This is a genomic window from uncultured Porphyromonas sp. (assembly GCF_934359325.1).
Lineage (GTDB): Bacteria > Bacteroidota > Bacteroidia > Bacteroidales > Porphyromonadaceae > Porphyromonas_A.
Map to the genome: position 1 here is coordinate 1 of NZ_CAKRLH010000181.1, position 3,306 is coordinate 3,306.

The window sequence follows — 3,306 nt, forward strand, 5'->3', positions numbered from 1 at the left end:
TGCAAGGGAATGGCACGGTCACAGTCAGGGACCTTGCGACCGGGACGGTGATCTACAAGCATCCTTTCTCCTCACTCTTCCAGGAATGGCTCAGCTACCCGGAGGCGAAGGAGAGCGGCAGGAAAGCCTTTGAGAATGTCTTTCTCATCCCCATGCCGAAGCAGCCGGTAGAGGTTTGCCTCGAGCTCAGGAATAATCGCCACGACGTCATCGCCACGATGACACAGCGCATAGACCCGAGTGATATACTGATGACCCCACTCGGCGAGCAAGGCACCACGCCCTACACCACCCTGCAGACACCCAAGGACAGCTCGCGAGCGATCCATATAGCATTTGTCGCTGAGGGCTACACGGAGGATCAGATGGAGAACTACCTGTCTGATGCCCGTAAGGCGGTGGAGTCGATCTTTGGGCACGAGCCCTTCAAGTCCATGCGCGACCGCTTCTCGATCATAGCGGTTCGGTCCCCGTCCAAGGAGAGTGGCGCATCCATTCCCTCCAAGGGGGTCTGGCGCGATACGGCGCTGGGATCCCACTTCGACACCTTCTATAGCGAGCGCTACCTCACGACACTGCACCTCCGCAAGCTGCACGACCTACTTGCCGGCACACCCTACGAGCACATTATTATACTGGTGAATACGCCTCACTATGGCGGAGGGGGGATACTCAATTCGTACAACCTCTCGATGACTAAGGATCCGGCCTTCGTCCCGGTGGTGACCCACGAGTTTGGGCACAGCTTTGCCGGGCTGGCGGACGAGTATGCCTATGAGGCGGAGCAGATACCGATGTATCCGACAGATGTAGAGCCGTGGGAGCAGAATATCACGACGCTAAAGGACTTTAGTGCCAAGTGGTCTGACCTGCTACCCGCAGAGGCGTCCACGATACCGACCCCTGAGGAGAGCAACTTCCCCGTGGGGGTGTACGAAGGAGCCGGATATAGTCTGAAGGGCGTCTACAGACCCTCCAAGGACTGTCGCATGCGGACGAATAGTAATCCCGAGTTCTGCCCGGTCTGCCGGAGGGCGATCCAGAAAGTGATCGACTTCTACACCGACTGAGAAGCCTCCGATCAGTACCTTCGGACAAGAGGCTGCGTGGTGCAGCGGAGCAGGCCTCCCAGCTTGCTCACCTCCCGGTATGGGGTCGTCAGTACCTCCAGTCCTCGGGCCTCAAGCCACGACTTTAGCCGGGTAAAGGCGCTGTCTATCACCACCTTCCTCGGAGAGAGACTGAAGATATTCGTATTCATCTCGAAGAACTCCTGCCGCGTAATCGTGAAGACGCACTCCGGACCGAAGAGAGACTCGAGATACTCATAGTCAGAGTAGTGCCTGAAGGCGCCGGGGAAGATGATCGCCAGCCCCTCCCCCACCGGCTGGAAGGCGCAGTCGAGATGCAGAACTCCCCGATAGGGGTCGTGGTCGTCCTTGATCAGCTGAAGCGGGATGACCTCGCGCTCCGGGAAGAGACTCTTGAGGAAGCCGATGGCGTACTTATTCGTCCGGGCTGTGCTGTAGCGGTCGAAGTCTGTCGTCAGGTGGCACCCGAGGAGGATCCGTCCGTCTCTGAGTACCGTCACATCGCCCCCCTCCACAGAGACGTAGTCGGGGGCCGTCACGATCTTATCCGGATCGATCTGCGACCAGATGGCATCGTACGCCTTCATCTCCTGCTCTCTGTCGGCGATGATATTGGCGCGAACAAACGTGTTTCCGATGACAAAGCCTACGTCCCGCGCAAAGATCTGCTGCATCCCCCGGTGCCGCCCGGGACGAAGTACGGTCACGCCCTCCCGCTCCATGAGGGAGACAAACGCCTCCACCTCACGATTGAGATCCTGATCCAGAGGGTACTGGTCGTGCAGGATGGTGTGGTACGTCTTGGCGTCGTAGGCCTCGGCAAGTGCCGGGGGCTCGCCGTTATGGAAGGCGACACCGGCCACCACCGTATCCAGCGTCCCCACCTCGTCTTGTATACTTAAGTCTATCATAGTCTTACAAATATAAGATTATTATCCTTCATCCGGAGTACCCGAGATACGGATCCCAGGGCTGACGCACTTGAGACTCGTCCATCAGCAGAGTAACCGCATCCGCAAGGATGCCCGCTCCATAGGCATCAGCCTCTCTGACGGGCATCAGATAGTTTACTGTATAGCTCAGATGCGTCAGCCCTGCACCCCCAAACTAAACCCGGTATTAGTGATCACTAAACCCGGTAATAGTGATGACTAATACCGGGTTTAGTCCGGGGGCTGACTTACTTGAGTTTTACAGCGTCCGCCGGATCCCGTAGGGTTCGTCGCCCTTAGCCTACGGAGACCTTGGGTAAATCCAAAAACGTCAGCCCTGACACGGATCACTGTATCACTCAGCACTCCTCAGGCGTTCGATGTTTTTAAAGTCGTGAAAAATAGGGGCGTAACCCGAAATGTTTGTATATTTGGGGATGAGAGGGGGTACCACCCGACTCGGCAGATGCGGAGGAGGGGGTGGTGCTTAAGAAATGCCGGATGGCAGACCACGTCAGGAATGTAGCAGAGTATATGAGTTATCAGAAGTTTGATCGTCGCATAATGACCAACTTGGGGACTGCGCTTCCCCGGGAGCTTCTTCATGCCAATAGCCGTGGAGCCTACCACTGCTCTTCGGTCGTGGGATGCAATACGCGTAAGTATCACGGGCTCCTGGTGGTGCCGTCGGAGAGCGGTCCGGATCCCACCGTCCTCCTCTCGTCGATGGATGAGACGGTGATCCAGCATGGGGCGGAGTTTCATCTCGCCGTGCATAAGTATCACGATGGGACCCTAAGCCCGAATGGGCATAAGTATATCCGAGAATTCTCTGTCGAGGAGTGCCCACGCACGATCTACCGTGTCGGAGGGGTCGTCCTCTCTAAGGAGATCGCCTTCTCCTCTAGGATCAATCAACTACTGATCCGCTACAGACTCCTCGAGGCGCACTCGGAGACGACCCTGCGACTGATGCCGATGCTTGCCTTTCGCACAGTAAAGGAGCTGACTCATGTCAATGATAAGATCGACTGGAGCTATACCGATGAGGATCAGGGCGTCTCTCTCAGTCTCTATAAGGGGATGCCTCGACTCTATCTGCAGCTCTCTAAGCACGATGCGGTCTGGCATCAGGAGCCGACCTGGTATCGGGACTTCTTCTACGACCGAGAGGCGGAGCGAGGCAATGCCTGCGTGGAGGATCTGCCGGTCCCGGGACACTTTTCCCTAAGTATCCGACGAGGTGAGGATATCATCCTCTCGGCGTCAGACTGTGCGATAGA

3 protein-coding genes are annotated in these 3,306 nt (G+C 56.9%); 2 read left to right on the plus strand and 1 reads right to left on the minus strand.

Going from position 1 to position 3,306, the window contains the following annotated elements; genetic code table 11:
• The coding region (locus tag Q0F21_RS06560; RefSeq protein ID WP_297238470.1) for a M64 family metallopeptidase at positions 1 to 1,070 on the plus strand (1,070 nt) is incomplete at its 5' end.
• Between the two features lie 11 nt (positions 1,071 to 1,081).
• On the opposite strand, the gene Q0F21_RS06565 is transcribed toward Q0F21_RS06560, so the two are convergent.
• On the minus strand, positions 1,082 to 2,002 hold the full coding sequence (locus tag Q0F21_RS06565) for an amidinotransferase (protein WP_297238472.1): 921 nt from the start codon (positions 2,000 to 2,002) through the stop codon (positions 1,082 to 1,084).
• 555 nt (positions 2,003 to 2,557) lie between these two features.
• Between Q0F21_RS06565 and Q0F21_RS06570 the strand changes: the two genes are divergently transcribed.
• The coding region (locus tag Q0F21_RS06570; protein WP_297238474.1) for a glycogen debranching enzyme N-terminal domain-containing protein at positions 2,558 to 3,306 on the plus strand (749 nt) is incomplete at its 3' end.